Origin of the sequence: Curtobacterium sp. VKM Ac-1395, assembly GCF_015350975.1 — a bacterium.
GTDB lineage: Bacteria > Actinomycetota > Actinomycetes > Actinomycetales > Microbacteriaceae > Curtobacterium.
Genome location: NZ_JADKRX010000003.1, coordinates 488984 through 507813, shown reverse-complemented (window position 1 = coordinate 507813; position 18830 = coordinate 488984). Strand labels below are relative to the sequence as shown.

The 18830-nt window shown below is 71.8% G+C and carries 17 protein-coding genes; 12 read left to right on the top strand and 5 right to left on the bottom strand.

Annotated elements, in window-relative coordinates:
• Positions 1-4: 4 nt before the first annotated feature.
• Genes ITJ68_RS11000 through ITJ68_RS10990 form a run of 3 tightly spaced genes read left to right on the top strand, consistent with a single transcriptional unit; the run spans position 5 to position 4391 of the window.
• Complete coding sequence (locus tag ITJ68_RS11000) at positions 5-1033, top strand: carbohydrate ABC transporter permease (RefSeq protein ID WP_194661278.1); 1029 nt, start codon at positions 5-7, stop codon at positions 1031-1033.
• On the top strand, positions 1030-1917 hold the full coding sequence (locus tag ITJ68_RS10995) for a carbohydrate ABC transporter permease (protein ID WP_194661277.1): 888 nt from the start codon (positions 1030-1032) through the stop codon (positions 1915-1917). The genes ITJ68_RS11000 and ITJ68_RS10995 overlap by 4 nt, the downstream gene beginning before the upstream one ends.
• Positions 1914-4391: a glycoside hydrolase family 3 N-terminal domain-containing protein gene (locus tag ITJ68_RS10990; RefSeq protein WP_194661276.1), complete on the top strand. Its 2478-nt coding sequence runs from the start codon at positions 1914-1916 to the stop codon at positions 4389-4391. The genes ITJ68_RS10995 and ITJ68_RS10990 overlap by 4 nt, the downstream gene beginning before the upstream one ends.
• Before the next feature lie 112 nt (positions 4392-4503).
• On the opposite strand, the gene ITJ68_RS10985 is transcribed toward ITJ68_RS10990, so the two are convergent.
• The gene (locus ITJ68_RS10985; protein ID WP_194661275.1) at positions 4504-5931 is read right to left on the bottom strand and encodes a hypothetical protein; all 1428 of its coding nucleotides are present in this window, start codon (positions 5929-5931) and stop codon (positions 4504-4506) included.
• A gap of 143 nt (positions 5932-6074) precedes the next feature.
• Here ITJ68_RS10985 and ITJ68_RS10980 point away from each other — a divergent pair, with 143 nt between their 5' ends.
• From ITJ68_RS10980 to ITJ68_RS10945, 8 genes are all read left to right on the top strand, one after another.
• Entirely contained in the window at positions 6075-6956 is an 882-nt protein-coding gene (locus ITJ68_RS10980) for a manganese catalase family protein (protein WP_194661274.1), read from the top strand.
• Positions 6957-7063: 107 nt separating this feature from the next.
• Complete coding sequence (locus tag ITJ68_RS10975; protein WP_194661273.1) at positions 7064-7534, top strand: hypothetical protein; 471 nt, start codon at positions 7064-7066, stop codon at positions 7532-7534.
• A 636-nt stretch (positions 7535-8170) separates the two neighbouring features.
• The gene (locus tag ITJ68_RS10970; protein WP_194661272.1) at positions 8171-9220 is read left to right on the top strand and encodes a LacI family DNA-binding transcriptional regulator; all 1050 of its coding nucleotides are present in this window, start codon (positions 8171-8173) and stop codon (positions 9218-9220) included.
• Positions 9221-9410: 190 nt separating this feature from the next.
• Complete coding sequence (locus ITJ68_RS10965) at positions 9411-10673, top strand: sugar ABC transporter substrate-binding protein (RefSeq protein ID WP_194661271.1); 1263 nt, start codon at positions 9411-9413, stop codon at positions 10671-10673.
• Positions 10670-11638: a sugar ABC transporter permease gene (locus tag ITJ68_RS10960; RefSeq protein ID WP_323743288.1), complete on the top strand. Its 969-nt coding sequence runs from the start codon at positions 10670-10672 to the stop codon at positions 11636-11638. The genes ITJ68_RS10965 and ITJ68_RS10960 overlap by 4 nt, the downstream gene beginning before the upstream one ends.
• Entirely contained in the window at positions 11628-12545 is a 918-nt protein-coding gene (locus ITJ68_RS10955; RefSeq protein WP_228505235.1) for a carbohydrate ABC transporter permease, read from the top strand. The genes ITJ68_RS10960 and ITJ68_RS10955 overlap by 11 nt, the downstream gene beginning before the upstream one ends.
• The gene (locus ITJ68_RS10950) at positions 12542-13867 is read left to right on the top strand and encodes a family 1 glycosylhydrolase (protein WP_194661270.1); all 1326 of its coding nucleotides are present in this window, start codon (positions 12542-12544) and stop codon (positions 13865-13867) included. Before ITJ68_RS10955 ends, ITJ68_RS10950 begins: the two co-directional genes overlap by 4 nt.
• A 4-nt stretch (positions 13868-13871) precedes the next feature.
• Positions 13872-14519 (top strand): hypothetical protein, encoded by a 648-nt coding sequence (locus ITJ68_RS10945; RefSeq protein WP_194661269.1) that lies wholly within the window; start codon positions 13872-13874, stop codon positions 14517-14519.
• 493 nt (positions 14520-15012) lie between these two features.
• Here ITJ68_RS10945 and ITJ68_RS10940 read toward each other — a convergent pair whose 3' ends face one another.
• The 3 genes from ITJ68_RS10940 to ITJ68_RS10930 form a co-directional block, all read right to left on the bottom strand.
• Complete coding sequence (locus tag ITJ68_RS10940; protein ID WP_416354647.1) at positions 15013-15723, bottom strand: NUDIX hydrolase; 711 nt, start codon at positions 15721-15723, stop codon at positions 15013-15015.
• Between the two features lie 75 nt (positions 15724-15798).
• Positions 15799-16749 (bottom strand): AraC family transcriptional regulator, encoded by a 951-nt coding sequence (locus ITJ68_RS19560; protein WP_194661268.1) that lies wholly within the window; start codon positions 16747-16749, stop codon positions 15799-15801.
• 120 nt (positions 16750-16869) lie between these two features.
• Entirely contained in the window at positions 16870-17238 is a 369-nt protein-coding gene (locus tag ITJ68_RS10930; RefSeq protein WP_194661267.1) for a VOC family protein, read from the bottom strand.
• 60 nt (positions 17239-17298) lie between these two features.
• Between ITJ68_RS10930 and ITJ68_RS10925 the strand changes: the two genes are divergently transcribed.
• Complete coding sequence (locus ITJ68_RS10925) at positions 17299-17784, top strand: MarR family winged helix-turn-helix transcriptional regulator (RefSeq protein ID WP_194661266.1); 486 nt, start codon at positions 17299-17301, stop codon at positions 17782-17784.
• Between the two features lie 104 nt (positions 17785-17888).
• Here the strand turns inward: ITJ68_RS10925 and ITJ68_RS10920 are convergent, their stop codons facing one another.
• Entirely contained in the window at positions 17889-18692 is an 804-nt protein-coding gene (locus ITJ68_RS10920) for a glycoside hydrolase family 16 protein (RefSeq protein ID WP_194661265.1), read from the bottom strand.
• Between the last annotated feature and the right edge of the window lie 138 nt (positions 18693-18830).

Sequence of the window (18830 nt, the reverse complement as noted above, 5' to 3'; positions counted from 1 at the left end):
ACCCATGGCCACCTCTGTCGCACCTCGTCCTCCCCGCTCCGGTGAGCGGGCGGACGCGGGACGCACCACCGGGGCCGACGGCGCACAGCCGTCGGCCCCGGCCGGCCGGTCCCGGAAGCGCCCCGTCGCCGACGTCCGCAAGCGGGTCGAGATCGCCCTGCTCGCCGGTCCGGCGACGATCATGTTCGTCGGCTTCGTCATCCTGCCGGTCGCCCTGGCCGCCTACTACGGCTTCTACAAGTGGCAGGGCTACGGCACCCCGACGGACTTCGTCGGGTTCGACAACTACAAGATCATCTTCACCGACCCCGACTTCCGGGGCGTGCTGTGGCACAACCTGTTCATCGTCATCGGGTCGCTGCTCGTGCAGGGGCCGATCGCGATCATCCTGGCGCTGCTGCTGAACCAGCGCATCCGGGGCCGTGGGCTCATCCGCGTGCTCATCTTCGTGCCGTACGTCATCTCCGAGGTGATCGTCGGCACCGGGTGGAGCCTGATGCTCTCGAGCAGCGGGGCCGTGAACGACCTCCTGCAGACGCTCGGTCTCGGTGGCCTCCGCAACGACTGGCTGTCGAACCCGGACATCGCGATCTGGACGCTCCTGGCGATCATCTCGTGGAAGTACATCGGCTTCGCGGTCATCCTGTTCCTGGCCGGCCTGCAGAGCATCCCCGAGGAGCTGTTCGAGGCCGCACAGCTCGACGGTGCCGGCTACTGGCAGATCCAGCGGCGCATCACGCTGCCGCTCCTCGGCCCGACGCTGCGCATCTGGGCGTTCCTGTCGATCATCGGGTCGCTGCAGCTGTTCGACCTCGTCTACATCATCTGGGGCCAGTACATCGCCTCGACCGCGGGGACCTCGACGATGGCGACGTACATGGTCGCCAACGGCCGCAACTCCGGCAACTACGGGTACGGCAACGCCGTGGCCGTGGTGATCTTCCTCATCTCGCTGGTGATCGCACTCGTCTACCAGCGGTTCGTCCTGCGTCGCGACACCGCCGGCGCACTCACGGAGAAGGCCACACGATGACCGCCACCGCATCCATCATCGCGCCGAAGGGTCGCCGTGACCGCGGGCGTGGGGACTCCGGTCCGGTCCGCCGCGAACGGAACCTCGGCACGTACTTCATCGCGCTGCTGTTCATCGCGGTGTGCGTCGGCCCCGTCGCGTACATCGTGCTCGGCGGCTTCCGCACCAACGCGCAGATCACGTCGAGCCCGGCTGGTCTGCCCGCACCGTGGAACTTCGGCAACTACAGCGCCGTGCTCTCCAGCGGCGTGTTCTGGCAGGAGCTCGGCAACTCGCTGATCGCGGGCATCACGACCACCATCGGTGTCGTCGTGCTCGGCCTGATGGTGAGCTTCGTGCTGGCCCGCTACCACTTCCGTGGTCGTGGCGTGCTGTACTCGCTGTTCGCCGCCGGCCTGATGTTCCCGATCACCGTCGCGATCACGCCGCTCTACCTGCTCGTGAAGGACCTCGGTCTCACGAACAGCCTGGCCGGCGTGATCCTGCCCCAGATCGCCTTCGGCCTGCCGACGACCGTCATCATCCTGGTGCCGTTCCTCCGGGCGATCCCGGACGAGCTCGAGGAGGCGGCCTCGATCGACGGGGCGAGCCGGCTCGGGTTCTTCTTCCGCATGGTCGTGCCGCTGTCGCTCCCCGGCGTCGTCACGACCGGCATCCTGGCGTTCATCGGCAGCTGGAACAGCTACATCCTGCCGCTGTTCATCCTCAACGACGCGTCGGCCTACACGCTGCCGCTCGGGGTGCAGGCGTTCTCGTCGCAGTACTCCGTGGACACGGCCAGGGTCCTGGCGTTCACCTCGCTGTCGATGATCCCGGCGCTGGCGTTCTTCGCGGTGTTCCAGCGCCGCATCGTCGGTGGCCTGACGGGTGCGGTGAAGGGATGACCGCGACGGACGCGACCAACCTGACGGACGCGGCCCCGAGCCTCCAGGCCGGCGGCACGGCCGGGACCGGCGGCACCGGGACCACCGCGCCCGCCCGCCGGGCCGAGGACCTGCTCGCCGCCATGACGCTCGAGGAGAAGACGGCGCAGCTCGTCGGCTACTGGCTCGACCAGAACGGGCTCGTCGCCCCGATGCAGGGCGAGATGACCAGCGGCACGCCCGAGGGGCCGACGGCGACGCTCGCCGAGGTCACGCGGGACGGCCTCGGCCAGTTCACCCGCGTCTACGGCACCCGCCCCGTCGAACCCGACGAGCGGGCGGCCTGGCTCTGGGACGAACAGCGCCGCCTGAAGCGCGAGACCCGACTCGGGATCCCCGCGCTCGTCCACGAGGAGTGCCTCACCGGGCTCGCCGCGTGGAAGGCCGCGACGTTCCCCACCCCGCTCGCGTGGGGTGCCGCGTTCGACCCGGAGCTCGTCGAGCAGGTCGGCGCCGTCATCGGCCGGTCCATGCGGCAGCTCGGGGTGCACCAGGGCCTCGCGCCCGTGCTCGACGTCATCCGTGACCCCCGCTGGGGCCGGGTCGACGAGTGCATCGGCGAGGACCCGTACCTGGTCGGGACCGTCGGCACCGCGTACGTCAAGGGGCTGCAGAGCGCCGGCGTCGACGCGACGCTGAAGCACTTCCTCGGGTACTCGGCCTCGCAGGCCGGTCGGAACCACGCGCCGGTGCACGCCGGACCCCGCGAGGTCGCCGACGTCTACCTGCCCCCGTTCGAGATGGCGTTGCTCGACGGCGGCGCCCGCTCGGTGATGAACTCGTACGCCGAGGTCGACGGCGTGCCCGTCGCAGCCAACGGCGCCCTGCTCACCGACCTGCTCCGTGACCGCCTGGGCTTCGACGGCACCGTCGTCGCCGACTACTTCTCGGTCGCGTTCCTCGAGGTCATGCACGGCATCGCCACCGACCGTGGTGACGCCGCGGCCATGGCGCTCGAGGCCGGCATCGACGTCGAGCTGCCCACCGGCGACGCGTACCTCGCGCCGCTCGTCGAGCGCGTCCGCACCGGCGCGGTCGACGAGGCCCTGGTCGACCGGGCCGTCCTGCGCGTCCTCCGGCAGAAGGAGCGGCTCGGACTGCTCGACCCCGACGTGTTCGAGGACGACGCCCCCACCGGCGTCGACCTGGACACCGTCGAGCACCAGGACCTGGCTCGACGGCTCGCGGCCCGCTCGCTCGTGCTCCTGGCGAACGACGGGGTGCTGCCCCTGCAGGCGCCGGCCGACCGGATCGCGGTGATCGGCCCGAACGCCCATCGCGCGGAGGCCCTGCAGGGGTGCTACTCGTTCGCGAACCACGTGCTCGCGACGCACCCCGACCTGCCGCTGGGCTTCTCGATCCCGACGGTGCTCGAGGCGCTGCCGGCGGCGCTGGCGGGGCGGGGCGGCGGGGCGGACGTCCAGCAGCTCACCCTCGCGCCCGGCTGCGCCGTCACCGGCGACGACCGCTCCGGCTTCGACGAGGCCGTCGCGCTCGCCACCGCCTCCGACGTCGCCGTCCTGGTCGTCGGTGACCAGGCGGGCCTGTTCGGCCGCGGCACCGTCGGCGAGGGCAACGACTCCGAGTCGCTCGAACTGCCCGGCGTCCAACGCGAACTGGTCGAGGCCGTCGTCGCCACCGGCACCCCGACGGTCCTGGTGCTCCTGACCGGCCGGCCGTACGCGATCGGCTGGGCGCTCGACGGCCCGGGCGCACGCCCCGCCGCCGTCGTGCAGGCGTTCTTCCCGGGGGAGGGCGGCGGTCTCGCGATCGCCGACCTGCTCACCGGTGTCGCCGAGCCGTCCGGCCGCCTGCCGGTCTCGCTCCCGCGGTCCGCCGGCGCGCAGCCGTACACGTACCTGCACCCGCGGCTCGGTGGTCCGTCGGACGTCACGGCCACGGACTCGACACCGGTGCGCCCGTTCGGCTTCGGCCTGACGTACACGACCTTCGTCCACGAGGACCTGGTCGTCGACCCCGCCGTCACCACCGACGGCACCTTCACCGCCGAGGTCACCGTCCGCAACACCGGCGCCCGCCCGGGGGAGGACGTCGTCCAGCTCTACGGCCACGACCTCGCCGCCACCGTCACCCGCCCGGTCGTGCAGCTCCTCGGGTACGCCCGCGTGGCGCTCGGCCCGGGGGAGTCCGCGCGGGTCCGCTTCGCCGTCCCGGCGCAGCGGTTCGCCTTCACCGACCGGCACCTCCGGAAGGTGGTCGAGCCGGGTGACGTCGAGGTGTGGGTCGCGTCCCACGCGGCGGCGTCCCGGCCTGGAGGCCCGCTCGACTCCGGTGGGATCGTCGCGGTGGGCGACGGGCTGGCTGCTGTCGACGTGCCCGGCTCCGCCACGGAGCGTGCGACGGTCGCCGTCACGGGGGCCGTGCACGAGGTCGCGCTCGGTGAGCCGCGCGTCGTGGGGTGGTCGCTGGTCTGAGGGTCGTCCGATCGGCCGATCGGCCGATCGTCTGATCGGTTGATCAGCCGGTCGGCCGCACCGCCGCGAGACGCCGGGGTTCAGGGGCGTCTCGCGGCGGTGTGCCGTGGTGTCAGAGGTCGAGGACGCCGTCGACCGCGTGGGACCGGGGTGGCAGTGCCGTGAGGACGTCCTCCTCGAGGTGCACGGTGACGTGGGTCCAGTCGATCGGCCGACCGGTCGCGTCGAAGACCCGGTACCGCCTGCGCAGTCGGAGGAACGGCACCGCGGTGTGCTCGAAGGAGACCACCACCTCGGTGTCGGGCCAGCTGCCCTCCGTGACCACCTGGACGTCGCGCTGGTCGCTCGGGACACTCCGCGGCTCGGGGTGGTCGCGCGTCCACAGGACCACCCGCTCGTCGAGGCCGATGAACTGGGCACGCAGCCGGTCGACCGCACGTGCGCGGGAGACCTCGTCCGCGTCCCACATCGGCCAGCGCGTCCCCGCGACACCGGCGAGGTCGAGGCGGTCGAGCCAGGGTGCTCGCCGCGCCTCTCGCGCGTCGATGGCCTGCTCCCAGGCGTCCTCGTCCTCCTCGGCTGCCGGCTCGGACTCCAGGGCGTCCGTGTCGATGGACCGTGGGAGCGCGCTGGAGATGTCGACGCGGACCTCGTGCGGCTCGTACACGACGTCCCACCAGCCGCCACCGTCCTCGTCCTCGTGCACGACGCGGCAAGGCCCCGCGGGGAAGTACCGCACGACGAGGGCCGCGCCCTCCCGACGCACGTCGTCGACGAGGTGGTCGACGCGGATCACCGTGCGGGTGCCGTCCGGTGCGATCCACACCAGGTCAGTGGGCGGGGTCGGCAGCGGGCGACTCGGGGCCGGGATCGGATCTGCGCGCTCGATCGGGTCGGAGTCGCGCTGTCCAGGGTCCTCCCCGGCGACGACGACGTCAGTGTCGTCCGTGTCGTCCGTGTCGTCCTCGTCGTCCTCGTCGGCGAAGCCGATGGACCACGTGTACCCGTCGTCGTCGCCGTCCTCGTCGTCGCTGTCCTCGTCCGTGGGCTCGGTCCACTCGGACGGGTCGGGCCAGAACGGTTCCTCTGGCGTCCTCGGCAGCGTCGCGGGATCGATGTCGGCGGGGTCGTTGTCGTCTTCGTCGTCGTCGTCGTCGCTCATCCACTCCAACGCGTCACGCGGGTCGCCGAGCCACAACCCGCCCTCGTCAGCGCCGAGCGGACGGAGGCCGTCGAGCTCGACGCCGTCCGAGACGCCGCTCGGACCGAGGTGCACGGCGACGGTCCCGGACCGACCCCGGCCGTCCTCGTCGATCCCGGGCCCGTCGGACCGGTAGAGCAGCCACGCTCCGGACGCCGTCGGCAGCACCTCGACCTCCTCGAGTGCACGGTCCGGCAGCGAGACGCCGGGCCAGGTGAGCCACCGGACCGACCCGGCGGTCACCACGGCCGCGACGGGTCGGAACAGGTCGGGCACGAGCGTCGTCGCACCGACCGCCACCGCGTCGGCGGGGACGAGCGGGTCCTCAGGTGCTGCCATGGTCCCGACGCTACTGCCGAGCCCCGCTTTCGTGCGGTGGACAATCTCCGTCGCCGTCCGGGAGCGTCCGCCTACCGTCCCGGCCATCGCGGTGGACCATCCAGGGACCAGCCCGGACCAGGCCGCGAACAGAAGGAGCGATCGTGTACTTCCACAAGCAAGAACTGCAGTTCAAGGCCACTCCTGACAAGCCGGACGCCGTCTACGCCAGGAAGCTGCAGGAGGTGCTCGGCGGTCAGTACGGCGAGATCTCCGTGGCCATGCAGTACCAGTTCCAGGCGTGGAACATGCACATGCCCGGCAAGTACCGCGACCTGGTGTTCGGCATCGGTGCGGAGGAGATGGGCCACGTCGAGATGCTCGCGACGATGATCGCGCAGCTGCTGGAGAAGTCGCCGCTCGGGATCACCGAGGACGCGGTGCAGGACGACCCGACCGTCGCCGCGATCATCGGCGGCACCGACGTCCAGCACGGCATCGTGGCCGGCGCCGGGGCTCGTCCTGTCGACAGCAACGGCAACCCCTGGCAGGGCTCGTACATCACCGCCAGCGGCAACCTGCTCGCCGACTTCACGGCGAACGAGAACGCCGAGATGCAGGGCCGTGTCCAGGCCGCGCGGCTGTACCACATGACCGACGACCACGGCGTCCGTGACCTCCTCGGCTTCCTCATCGCCCGCGACACGATGCACCAGAACATGTGGGCGTCCGCCGCGGCCGAACTGCGCGAGGCCGGCATCGAGGACTTCCCGGTGCCGAACAAGTTCCCGCAGTCCAAGGAGCACACGGAGTTCAGCTACCAGTACCTGAACTTCTCGGACGGTGCCGAGGCGGGCAACGGCCCCTGGGCCAGCGGTCCGTCGTTCGACGGCAAGGGCGAGTACTCGTACCGCGACGGCCCCACGTCGTCGGTGCCGATGCCCCCGCCCACGCACCCGGACACTCGGTTCTACGGCACCACGGAACTCCCGAACATCATCGAGAAGACCGCCGGCGCCGTGCAGGACAAGCTCAACAAGGAGTGACCGTGGTCGGCCGTCGGACAGGAGCGCAGCGACTGGTACCGCTGCGCCTGTCCGGCGGCCGCTCCACCTGGGACGTGGCTCACCGGCCGGTGGTTAGCGTCCCGACCATGCGAACCACTGCGAAGACCGCTTCCGCCCTCGTCGGCTCAGTCGCCCTCGCCCTGCTGCTCGCGTCCTGCAACGGCGCAGCCCAGGAGCCGAACCCGGCGAACACCGGACCTCTCGCCGAGAACACCACGAGGGCCGCGACGTGCGACACCGCCTCGAGTGCGACGGTCGACGCGATCAACGCCCTGACCGGCAGCGACGACGTCACGACGGTGAACATCGAGGCCGCTGACGGTGGCTGGTACCTCGGCACGACCCCTGCGTCCGGCGGCGACGTCGCCCTCTGGGCCACGACCGTCGACCCCACCGCCGATGACTTCGACGGCACGGTCTTCCCGCTCAACCGCGCGGCCACCGACGAGGTCGACGCCCCGACCGCCACGGCCTCCCCGGCGCCGAAGACCTTCGCCGCCGACTCCGCAGCCGCCAGCCGCGTCGAGAACTGCGTGACGGACGGCGCCAGCAAGTAGCCCTGCCGCTTCCGCCCCAGGTTCGTCGCACGCGGGTCCATGCCCGCGCATCGGGCACGCGAGGTCGCGTCCCCTCCCTCCCTCCCTCCCTCCCGTCCGTCCGCGCCCCGGCGCCCGCCCGAGTCTCGGCCCCGCGGACACATCGCGCCGCGCTCGCCTCGAGCGATGTCCGCCCGGCCGAGACTCGCTTCGCGCCGCTGGTTTGCGCCTGCCGCGGCTGCGCCTTGCGCCCGTGCAGCCGCATCCGCATCCGCACGGACCCTGTCGCTTCCGGCTGGCCGGTGCCGCTCCCGTGTCGGTGCACGCACATCGAGCGACATCGTGCGGGCTGTTGCGCGGCGCATCCGTACCCACGGTGTCGCTTCCGCCGGCTGCGCCGGACGGGCCCGCGTGCCCGCACCTGCCTGCGGGCGGCGAGACTCGGCGCCGCGGACAGTCTGTGGCGTCTGCGGGGCGCACAGTGTCCGGGAGGGCGAGACTCGGCGCCGCGCCTAGAGGCCGGGCCGGCGGGCGGGAGTCGGCGCGGCGGCCGCCAGTCGCGCGCGTCACATTCCGCGCCGGGGCTTGCTTCATCGATTAAGCACGTGCATGATGGGCGTAGTTAATCGATAAAGCAACGAAGCCGAGGAGGCGATCATGCCGAAGTCCGTCACTCTGAAGGACGTCGCCGCGAAGGTCGGCGTGACGTCCGCCGCTGCGAGCATGGCGCTCGCTGGACACGAACGGATCAGCGAGCGCACCCGAGCAGCGGTCAAGCGGGCCGCGGACGAGCTCGGCTACGTCCCGAGCTCGGCCGGTCGCGCGCTGCGCAGTCAGCGGGCCGACGCCGTGGCGCTCATCGTGCCGAACTCGTCCGCACACGTCTTCGGGCACCTCTACTTCATGCACGTGCTCACGGGGATGTCGACCGCGGCCAACGCGCACGACGCCCAGGTGATCGTCTCGACGAACGCGGACACCTCCAACGGTGGTGTCGCCTACGAGCGGGTCATGCGCTCCCGCACCGCCGACGGCGCGATCGTCACGAGTGCCGCGATCGACGACGACCACGTCCAGGGGCTCGTCGCGAGCGGGCTGCCCGCTGTCCTCATCGGCAACTACCCGCACCTGGCCGACGCGGTCACGGTCGGCATCGACGACGTGGCCGCCACCGAGCGGCTCGTCGACCACCTCGTCGAGGTGCACGGGCGCCGCCGCCTCCTGCACGTGACGGGCACGCTCGACCACCAGACCGGGCTCGACCGACGGACCGGGTTCCTCCGGGCTGCCGAGCGACACGGTCTCACCGACGTCTCCATGGTCGAGGGCGACCTGTCCGAGACCTCCGGCGCCGCCGCGATGGAGCACTTCCTGCACGAGGACGCCGCGACCCGCCCCGACGGCGTCGTCTTCGCGAACGACGACATGGCGGTGGGCGGGCTCCACACCCTCCGTCGCGCCGGGGTCGACGTGCCGGAGGACGTCTCCGTCGTCGGCTTCGACGACTTCGGGCTCGCCCGCGTCACCACCCCGGGCATCACGACCATCCGAGTCCCCGCCGAGGAGATGGGCCGCATCGCCACCGAGCGCCTCTTCGACCTCGTCGACCACCGCGGCGGCCAACCCGCCCGCACCGAGCTCCCCGTCGACCTCGTCACCCGCCGATCCTGCGGGTGCGACCCCGACGCGGAACGCGTCCGCACCTGAGCGGACGCCGCGCCAGCAGTACCCGGCGCACCAGCAGGCCCCCACCACCAGCAGTACCCCACCAGCACCAGCACCAGCACCAGCACCAGCACCAGCACCACCCACCCGCAGCCGCACCCACCCGCAGCCCCACCCACCCGCAGTACCCCCACCCATCCTGCGAGCACAGCAACGCAAAGGAGCGTTCCCGATGAAGCACGCACGCACGACCCTCGCGATCGGCGCCGTCGCCACCGTGGCGGCCCTCACCCTCACCGGTTGTTCCGCCGGCGGCAACGCCAGCACGGTCGGCCCCGTCACCCTCAAGGTCTGGACCGGGTTCACCGGCGGCGACCGCCCCGGCTACGCCACCATCGTCAAGGACTTCGAGAAGGCCCACCCGGACGTCAAGGTCGACATGACCGTGCAGCCGTGGGACACCATCCAGCAGAAGCTCCCGTCGGCCTGGCTGACCGGGCAGGGTCCCGACGTCGCCGCGGTGTCCTCCGACCCGAACGCCGTCGCCCAGTACGTCAAGACGCGGTCGGTGATGCCGATCACGGCGACCGGCAGCGGTGACGGCAAGATCAACACGGATGCCTTCGCCCCTGGCACCGTCGACGAGTTCACCTACGACGGCAAGCTCTACGGCGTCCCCGCGAACTTCGCCACGCTGAGCCTGTACTACAACAAGAAGCTCTTCGCGGCGGCCGGCATCACGGACCCGCCGTCGAGCGTCGCCGAGATGGCGGCGGACGCGAAGAGACTCACCGCCGGCGGCAAGTACGGCATCGCGCTCGCCGACAACCAGACGATCCAGATGTGGCCTGTACTGCAGTGGCTCGAGGGCGGCGACATCGTCAACGGCAAGAACTGCAGCGTCGTGCAGTCCTCCGACGGGCAGAAGTCACTGTCCACCTGGGCGGACCTGGTCGCGAAGGACAAGGTCAGCCCGGTCGGTCTGACCGGTGCCGAGGCTGACTCGCTGTTCTCGGCAGGCAAGGCCGCGATGGAGATCAACGGCCCGTGGGCTGCGTCCGGGTACAAGGACGCCGGCATCGACCTCGGCATCGCGACGATCCCGGTCGGCGTGGACGGCAAGTCGAGCACGCTCGGCGCGATCGCCCCGCTGTCGATCTCGGCGAAGACGAAGTACCCGAAGCAGGCGCAGGAGTTCCTGGCCTACTGGACGTCGAAGTCCGCGCAGCAGAAGTTCTCGCTGCAGACGGGCTTCCCGCCGCTCAGGACCGACCTGTCGGACGATGCGGAGCTGAAGGCAGACCCCACCGTGTCGGTCTTCGCCAGCCAGGTGCCCAACGCGCGCCTGTACCTGCCGCACGTGCCGAACGCCACGAAGGTCGACTCCGACGGCTACGTCCCCCTGATCGGCGAGATCACCCGCGGGAAGTCGGTCGCCTCCGCCACGAAGAGCGCCGGTCAGACGATCGACGGCCTCACCGGCTGCGGTCAGTGACCGACCAGCTCACCGGGTCCGCCCCGCCACGCACGCCGCGTGGCGGGGCCCCGGCCTCCGGCCGCGACACCGGACGGGAGGCTCGCCCCACCCGCCGCCGATCGCGTCGGTTCCAGCCGGCCTGGCTCTTCATGGCCCCGTCGCTGCTCATCCTCGGCGCGTTCGTGGTCTTCCCCATCCTCCGGTCGCTGTACTACTCGTTCTTCGACTGGACCGTGGGGGCGGTCTCGCAGCCCTTCGTGGGCTTCGGCAACTACGTCGCGCTGTTCCACGACGGACAGTTCTGGAACGCCCTGCGGATCACGCTCGAGTACACGCTCGTCTCGGTCGTCCTGCTCGTCGTCCTCGGGTTCGTCGCCGCCATCCTCCTCCAGCAGGACACCCTCGCGAACCGCATCGTCCGATCGGTCTTCTTCTTCCCGACCATCGTGTCGCTCGTGACGATCGGCCTGGTCTGGAAGTTCCTGCTCGACCCGGACATCGGTCTCGTGGGCGGCATCACCGCGGCGCTCGGACTGCCGAGCATCGCGTGGCTGCAGTCGACGTCGCTGGCCCTGCCGACGATCATCGCCGTGTCGGTCTGGAAGAGCCTCGGCTTCGCGATGATCCTCTTCGTCGCCGGGCTGAAGGGCGTGCCGGCGGAACGGTACGAGGCCGCGGAACTCGACGGCGCGAACCGCTGGCAGACCGTCTGGCGGATCACCCTGCCGAGCATCCGCCCCACGATGCTCTTCACGTCGATGATCCTGACGATCCAGTCGTTCCAGGTGTTCGACCTGGTGTACGTCATGACCGGCGGCGGTCCGGTCTTCCACACCGACACGCTCGTGAACCTGCTCTACCGCGACGGGTTCGTCAACTACCAGACCGGCTACGCGTCGGCCATCTCCTGGGTCCTCTTCGTGATCATCATGCTCATCTCCCTCCTCCAGCTCCGGCTCTTCCGGTACGACGATGTCGACTGAGGCGCGCACGCGGCGACCGTCCCTGCCGGAGCCGACCCGGACCTCCCGTCCGGCCCGCATCAGCAACCGGCGCCCGGTCCTGCGGAGCGGTGTCGAGCGCACCGGCTCCGTGCTGAAGTGGGTGTACCTCGGCATGGGGCTCGTCTTCGTGCTCGTCCCGTTCATCTGGATGGTCAGCGGGTCGTTCCGGTCCGAGGCCGACCTGTTCGGCCACCCGGCCAGCCTGTTCCCGACGCGTGCCACCCTGCACGGCTACGTCGGGGTCTGGCAGCAGCTCCCGTTCCTGCGGCTGCTGCTCAACTCGCTCCTGTTCACCGTGGTCACGACGGCGCTGACACTGCTGTTCGACTCGATGTGTGCCTACGCCCTGGCGCGGATGCGCTTCGTCGGGCGGAACGTGGCCTTCGTGCTCGTCATCGCGACGCTCATGGTGCCGTTCCAGGTGACGCTCATCCCGGTCTTCGTGGAGCTGTTCCACCTCGGGTGGCTCAACACCTACCAGGGGCTGATCATCCCGCGAGCGACCAGCGCGTTCGGCATCTTCCTGTTCCGGCAGTTCTTCGTGGACATCCCCGCCGAGCTCGACGAGGCCGCACGCATCGACGGCGCCGGACACTGGCGGATCTACTGGCAGGTGATCCTGCCGCTGGCGAAGCCCGCGATCGCGACGGTCGCCGTGCTCAACGGCATGGCGCTCTGGAACGACCTGCTCTGGCCGCTCGTCGTGACGACGTCGAACGACATGCTCACGCTGCCGGCCGGGCTGACGCTGTTCGGGGGAGCGCACGTGACCGACCACGCGGTGCTGCTCGCCGGCGCGGTGATCTCGCTGCTGCCGATCGCGCTCGGGTTCTTCTTCGCGCAGAAGTTCTTCGTCGCCGGCGTCGCCACGACGGGGCTGAAGTGAGCGCGCCCGGCCCCACGGACACCCGTACCGCCGGGCGGGTGTTCGTGCCGGGGACGTTCACGTTCGTCGCCGGGATCGAGGACACCTGTGTGTACCCGCCGCAGCACTTCGCGATGGCGCCCCTCGACGAGCACGAGCTGACCGGCCACGACGACGTGTGGCGTGACGACCTCGACCTCGTCGCGTCCCTCGGTGCCACGGCCCTGCGCTACGGCGTCGACTGGCCGCGGGTGCACGTCGCCCCGGGCGTCTTCGACTGGGCGGTGCTCGATGAACGCCTGCCGTACGCCGCATCGATCGGCATCACGGTGATCGCCGACCTGGTGCACTACGGCACGCCGAGCTGGCTCGCCGAGTCGTTCGCCGACCCCGGGTACCCGGCGGCCATCGCCTCGTTCGCCGGTGCCTTCGCGGCGCGGTACGCCGGGGTCGTCGACCACGTGACGCCCCTCAACGAACCGATCACGACGGCGTCGTTCGCAGGGCTGCGCGGGGTGTGGCCGCCGGCGCTCACCGGCTGGGAGGGGTGGACCCGTGTGGTCCTCGGCATCGCCGCGGGCTTCCAGCAGGCGGTCGCGGCCGTCCGTTCCGCCAACCCCGACGTGGTCGTCGTGCACGTCGAGGCGTCGTCGCTGTTCACGGCGGGCGGCGACGACACGGCGCTCGCCGCCGAGGCCGCACTGCTCGAGGACCTCGGTTGGGTGCCGACCGACCTGGTGCTCGGCCGTGTCGTCGAGACCCACCCGTCGCACGCGTGGCTCGTGGCGCGCGGCGCCGATCCTGCTGCGCTCGCGGACCTCGTCGACGGTGCCGTGACGATCGACCTGCTCGGCGTCAACTACTACCCGGACCTCTCCCCGCGGCGGCTCGTGAACGGGGCCGCGGCTACGGTGCAGCACGCCTACGACCGCTGGAGCGAGGGACTCGTGGAGTCCGTGACCCGCTTCGGTGCCCGCTACGGCGTGCCGATGGTCGTCACCGAGACCTCGATCGAGGGCTCCGACGCCGTCCGGTCAGCGTGGGTCCGCGACTCCGTGGCCGCCGTCCGCGCCCTCGTGGACGCCGGGGTCGACGTCCGTGGCTGGACGTGGTGGCCGGTGTTCGACTTCGTCGACTGGTCCTACGCCTCCGGCGGGAGGAACGTCGAGGAGTTCGCCGTGTCGGACGATGTGGTGGCCGAACGTTCGGGTACCGGGAGCAAGACCCCGTACCTGCGCCGCATGGGCCTCGTCCGCCTGGAGGAGCAGGCGGACGGCACCCTCGCCCGGGTCGTCACCAGCGCGGCGGAGACGTACCGCGGGCTCGCGACCGTGCCACGCTGAGCAGGTGGACGACAACGCCGAACCGTGGGTACGCCGCCTCCGTGATGGTGAGGTCCCGCCCGTCCGCGGACTCGTGCTCGGGCTCCTCGCCCTCTCGGTCGTCGGCGCTCTGCTGCTCTGGGCCGAGGCGCTGCACCTCGAGTGGGTCGCGGACTTCTGGGAGCACACCCGCCGCATCGGGCTCCTCGTGCTCGTCCCGCCGGCGCTGCTGGTCGCCGGCCCCGTCGCCGGCCTGGCCGCGTGGTGGGCCTCCCGTCGAGACCGCCGAGTCCTGGCGCGGATCCGCCAATCGGGCACCCCGGTGGCCTTCCACCTGCCGGTGACGGCGCCGGTCATCCGGGAGCCCGACGAACTCCCCGACCCGGCACCCGTGCTCTGGACCGTCGACGACGAGGGCCTCCACGGCTGGTCCTCCCACCACGACCGACCCGTCCACGACCTGCCGTGGGAGCGCATCCGCCGCATCGACGTCGCGACCCACCGGGTGCGCGGCGGCATGGACGAGGACTACGGCCTGTGGTTCGCGACCGACCGAGGGCACGTCGTGCTCGCCCCGCGGGGTGCGCTCGGCCGGCCGTCGGGCATCGCAGCCGCAAGGCTCCAGGTCCTCGCGCGGGTGCTCCGCGCGCTCCGCCCGGCCAGGGTCGGATGACCCAGCACGTCGTGCGCGTGTGCCTGCGGAAGCGACACGGTCCGGCCGTCTGCGCCCATGCGAGCGCATCGGGCGACAATGCGGGTCCGTCTGCGTGGCGCATCTGTCGGGAGCCTGTCGCGTCTGCCGTCTGACGTCGAGGACGCTGCCGACCGGCCGGTCCGTCGCCACGCGCACCATGCGATCGCATCGAGCGACAACGCGGGTCCGTCTGCGCCGCGCATCCGCACGCAGCATGTCGCTTCTGCCCACCCGTGGGCCCGACCCCGCAGCCGCGTGGTCATCACGCACCGGACGGGAGGCTCGGCGCACGTCCGGCGCCGAGCCTCCCGTCCGGCGCGCTGTCACCTGCCGAGACTCGGCTCAGCGGGCAGGTCGCGCCCCGCGCAGGCCGCAGGATGTCCGCCTGGCCGAGTCTCGGCGCGGGCCGGCCGACCACCGGGCGCGGGCGGGCCGGGCGTGGGCCGGCCGGGCGCGGGCCGCCCGGCCGCGCTCACCGCGCAGCGGGCAGCGGCACCTCGCGCTCCCGGTCCCAGGGCTCCGTCCACCCGGCGCGGTCGAACAGCGCGTCGAGCAGCGACGCCGTGAAGCCCCACACCACGTGCGTCCCGGCGTCGGTGTCCACCGTGAAGGCCGCCCCGCGCCACTCCTGGCCGTCGCGCCGGATCACCGTGACGCCGCGGTTGGCGGGGTCGAGCAGGTCGGCCACGGGCGCGCGGAAGACCGCCGCCGACTCGGCCTCGTCCACGACCCGCACGGGCGACGGGTCCCGCCACCAGCCGAGCACCGGCGAGACCAGGTGCCGTGAGAACGCGAGCGGGACGGCCGGCAGCGTGCCGAGCACGTCGACGCCGGAGGGGTCCAGGCCGGTCTCCTCGCGGGCCTCGCGCAGGGCGGCAGCCACGGGGTCGCGGTCGCCGGGGTCCACACGGCCGCCGGGGAAGGCGACCTCGCCGGGGTGTGCACGCAGGGTCGTCGCGCGTGAGAGCAGCAGGACGTCGAGGTCCCGCGACACGGCGGTGTCCGCACGCTCGCTCGGCACCCCGTCGAGCACCCCGAACAGGATGAGCACCGCGGCCTGACGCGGCGACACGGCTGCGGGGAGCCCGGCGACCAGCGGCTCACCGCCGGCGGAGTCGAGGACCGCGGCCAGCTCCGCCCTGGCGCTCGTCACGTCGTCCGTCGCCCGACTCGTCTCCGTCACGACAGCAGCCTATGCACCGACCACCGGGCAGGCGCGTCATCGGGGCACGGAGTACACGACGCGGCTGCTGACGGGTCAGGCCTCCTGCGCCGCCTGCCGGGTCTGCCGGGGGAGCTCGCCGAACTCCGCGCGGTAGGCCGCGGCGAACCGGCCGAGGTGCGCGAAGCCCGCGGCCCGCGCGACCTCGGCGACGCTCGCCGTCGGGGTCGTCTGCAGGTGCTCGCGCGCCAGGAGCAGACGGATCCCGCGCAGGTACGTCAGCGGGGCGATGCCGTGGTGCCGCTGGAACGTGTCCTGCAGCCCCCGCACGCTCAGGCCCGCAGCGGCGGCGACGTCGGCCACGGTGATCTGCTCGGTGGCGTTCTCGAGCAGGAAGGTCTCGGCGCGGGCGAACCGCGCGCTGGCGGCGGTCCGCGGCGGTTCGTCCTGCCCGACGGGCCAGTGCGGGATCGCCGTCAGGAGGCCGGCCGCGGCGAACCGCGTGAGCTCCTGTTCGCGCTCGAGTGAGACCTCGTCCGGGCCGTTCAGGACCTCGGCGGCGACGGTCCGGACCATCAGCCACCAGGCAGCGAGGGCGGGGCCCTCCGGTACGTGGCGGGGCTGGAACACCAGCGGACCGGGTTCCCAGTCGCCGCGCTCGGCCGCGACGGCCTCGACCGTGGCGCGGTCGATGCGCATGACGTCCTTGTGGAACGACTCCCACCGGAACGGCTGCGCGGCGGTGCGGAGCAGCGTCGGGCGCCCGATCGTCATCAGGTCGCCGTCGAGGTGCCCGCGGCCGGACTTCAGCCAGATCAGCGTCATCGCGTTGTCCGGGGCGATCTCGCCCGAGACCACGCCGGAGCAGCTGCACGACCCCAGCGACAGCAGGTGCGTCCCGCGGGTGCGGTCCTCGAAGGAGAACGACGACTCCCGCCCCTCGACCAGCAGGCCGTGGGTCACGTCGTCGCGCATCACGGTCGCCGCTGCGACCCGTCGGTCCCGGGTGCGGGTCTCGCGCCGGGTCCGACGCAGGAGTTCTGCCACGGGTCGATCCTCACCGGAACCGAGCCGTCCTGCAAGGGGACACGCGGCTTCCGGAATCGGACAATCCCGAGGTCACAGCCGGATCGGCCTCGGGCCGCGACGCGCGACGGCTCCGCCGGGTCAGGCGCGGTCGTGGAGTGTGACGTGGTAGCCGTCGGGGTCCGCGAAGGTGAAGGTCCGGCCGAAGGGGCCGTCGACCGGGGCGCTGACGATGGTCCGTCCGTCCGCCACCAGGGCGTCGTGGATGTCCTGCACGTCGGTCGCGTGGAGCCAGAGTGCGGCCCCGATGCCCGGCTGTGCGACGGCGTCGAGGTCGGTGCCCGGCACGACGTCGCGCAGCGCGAAGGCGATCGGCGTCGTGGTGAACACGACGGCGTGCGGCGGCCCGGCTGGTGAGCGGACCAGGCCGAGGTGCTGCTCGTAGAACGCCTGGGAGGCGTCGAGGTCGCGGACCTGCAGGGAGATGAAGTCGGGGCCGGTGACGGGCATGGTGCTCCTTCGTTGTGTGTCAGTCTTCTGACACGGAGCAACCTATGTCAGAATCCTGACATGAGTCAAGACGCCGACGGGATCGACCTCGACACCTCACTCGGGTACCTGCTGAAGGAGGCGGCCAGCGCCCTCCGCACCGCGATGGAGGCCGTGCTCCGACCGCTCGGCATGACCATCACGCACTACTCGTGCCTCGAGCTCCTCGCGCAGCGCCCCGGTCTGTCGAACTCCGAGCTGGCCCGCGGTGCCTTCGTGACCCGGCAGTCGATGAACGTGCTGCTGCAGGCCCTCGAGCGGGACGGTTCCGTGACGCGTGCCGCCGAGGCGCCCGTCGGCAAGGCCCTGCCCACGCGCCTCACGGACGTCGGCAGGACACGCCTGGCCGCCGCGACCGCTGCGGTCCGCTCCGTCGAGGTCCGGATGCTCGACGGCCTGACGGCGGACGACCGTGCCGAGGCCCTCCGGCTGCTCCGCAGCATGGTGCGCGCGCTCCGGTCCGGTCCGGGTCCCCGGGACGCGCCCACGGAGACGGGGCGCGACTGACGACGAACGGGAGGCACGGTGCCAGCTGGCACCGTGCCTCCCGTCTGCCCCGTGGTGGGGCTGGAGTGTGGTCCGGACCGGGGATCAGCCCGGTCCGGAGCCGGTCACTCGGTGGTGGAGACCCAGTCGATGAGCAGGTTGCCCGAGTCGCCCCAGTTGCCCGTCTGGAACATGAAGCGGTGCGGGGTCCACGGCACGTCGTGCGTGATGGTGTCCAGGACGCGGCCGTCGACGCTGTACGTGACGGACTTGCCGGGGACCCAGTCGATCTTGTAGGTGTGCCAGTCACGCCACGAGACGCCCGTGCCGAGCTGGACGCGGTTCGACTCCTGACCCGGGGTCATGGAGTGGTGGTACGCGGACGGGCTCTCGTCGAAGTTGCCCTCGGGGAAGTCGATCTCCCCGTCGGACCAGATGCCGGAGGTCGGCCACAGCATGAAGGCCGCGCCGTTGCCGTCGCCGCCCGTCGCCTTGGCGCGCACGGAGAACGAGCCGCCGACGTGGCCCCACGCCTTGGCGAAGGTGCCGAACGTGCCGGCCGTGCCGGCGCCGCCGAGCTGGACGTCCATGACGCCGTCGTGCACCGAGACGGTCTTGCTCGGGGCGTAGATGCCCGAGGTGCCGTCCGGGTAGGGCTGCCAGGCCTGCTTGTAGGTCTGGGCGACCAGGCCGGTGGCGGCGTAGTCGTTGAAGTCCTCGACGAACGAGGCAGCCGGCGCGGAGGAGTCGGTGTCGGCGACCGGGGCCGGCGCGGGCGTCGGGGTGGGTGCGGTCACCGGCGGCTGCCAGCGGCCGTGTCCGCCCCACCACCAGCCGCTCGTGGTTGCGGCAGAGGCGGCCGTGGGGGCGCCGAAGACGAGGGCGCCAGCGGTGATGGCGACGAGGAGGCCGCGGTGTCGACGGTTCATCGGGTCTTCCGTTCAGTGAGGGTCATGGGGGATGTGCCGCGCTTGGGCGTGCACGTGCTTGGCATGGAGATGTCGGGCTCCCTGAATGGGCTCGGCGCGGGTTGGGGTTGGTGGGACGCGCTCGGAGTGCTGGGTGGT

What these genes read in the sequence shown, in the direction of transcription:
- ITJ68_RS11000 (WP_194661278.1), top strand. Translation starts at nt 5, where the DNA reads ATGGCCACCTCTGTCGCACCTCGTCCTCCCCGCTCCGGTGAGCGGGCG.
- ITJ68_RS10995 (WP_194661277.1), top strand. Translation starts at nt 1,030, where the DNA reads ATGACCGCCACCGCATCCATCATCGCGCCGAAGGGTCGCCGTGACCGC.
- ITJ68_RS10990 (WP_194661276.1), top strand. Translation starts at nt 1,914, where the DNA reads ATGACCGCGACGGACGCGACCAACCTGACGGACGCGGCCCCGAGCCTC.
- ITJ68_RS10985 (WP_194661275.1), bottom strand. Translation starts at nt 5,931, where the DNA reads ATGGCAGCACCTGAGGACCCGCTCGTCCCCGCCGACGCGGTGGCGGTC.
- ITJ68_RS10975 (WP_194661273.1), top strand. Translation starts at nt 7,064, where the DNA reads ATGCGAACCACTGCGAAGACCGCTTCCGCCCTCGTCGGCTCAGTCGCC.
- ITJ68_RS10970 (WP_194661272.1), top strand. Translation starts at nt 8,171, where the DNA reads ATGCCGAAGTCCGTCACTCTGAAGGACGTCGCCGCGAAGGTCGGCGTG.
- ITJ68_RS10965 (WP_194661271.1), top strand. Translation starts at nt 9,411, where the DNA reads ATGAAGCACGCACGCACGACCCTCGCGATCGGCGCCGTCGCCACCGTG.
- ITJ68_RS10955 (WP_228505235.1), top strand. Translation starts at nt 11,628, where the DNA reads ATGTCGACTGAGGCGCGCACGCGGCGACCGTCCCTGCCGGAGCCGACC.
- ITJ68_RS10930 (WP_194661267.1), bottom strand. Translation starts at nt 17,238, where the DNA reads ATGCCCGTCACCGGCCCCGACTTCATCTCCCTGCAGGTCCGCGACCTC.
- ITJ68_RS10925 (WP_194661266.1), top strand. Translation starts at nt 17,299, where the DNA reads ATGAGTCAAGACGCCGACGGGATCGACCTCGACACCTCACTCGGGTAC.
- ITJ68_RS10920 (WP_194661265.1), bottom strand. Translation starts at nt 18,692, where the DNA reads ATGAACCGTCGACACCGCGGCCTCCTCGTCGCCATCACCGCTGGCGCC.